Origin of the sequence: Nostoc sp. PCC 9305 (assembly GCF_963920915.1) — a bacterium.
In the GTDB taxonomy this organism is placed as follows: Bacteria; Cyanobacteriota; Cyanobacteriia; order Cyanobacteriales; family Nostocaceae; genus Nostoc.
In genome coordinates this window covers 1-482 of the sequence record NZ_CAWUDN010000273.1, presented here as the reverse complement: position 1 = coordinate 482, position 482 = coordinate 1, and the positions used below count along the sequence as shown (strand labels likewise).

Here is a 482-nt window from a genome sequence, read left to right as displayed (position 1 = left end):
CTTGCCTGCAAAAACTCCGCTACCAATTATCAAGCGTCAGTCTAGCGATCGCGGCCCAATTCTGCAATCAGACCTATCGTCACCCTTGCCCACACTAATTTCTCTGCAATTACCTAACCAACAACCTAGCGCCAGATTGGGCGATATTCTAACTCTTAATGGTTTTCACTTAGATGCAGAAAATGTAGTTATATCTTTTACAAATATTCGTTTAGAAATTTCTCTAGAATTATCACCTTTAGCAGAGAGGACGGCAACGGATATTAGAGTTCAATTACCTGAACAGCCCGAAAACTGCGCAGCAGGTTTATATACTGTGGTAGTCAAAGTAACGCGAACTGGCGAACCAAGTCGGACTACTAATGAATTATCTTTTGCCTTAGCACCTAAAATCTTGGATATTATACCACGACAAGCAACAGCAGATGCTAATGGCGAAGTAACCCTCACACTGATTTTAAGCCCCCAAGTGCGACCAAGAC

Annotated in this window: 1 protein-coding gene; it reads left to right on the top strand. The window is 42.5% G+C overall.

Annotated elements, in window-relative coordinates; translation table 11 throughout:
* Nucleotides 1-482 (top strand): IPT/TIG domain-containing protein (locus tag ACM0OX_RS35745; protein ID WP_414519953.1); only part of this gene is annotated, 482 nt, incomplete at both ends.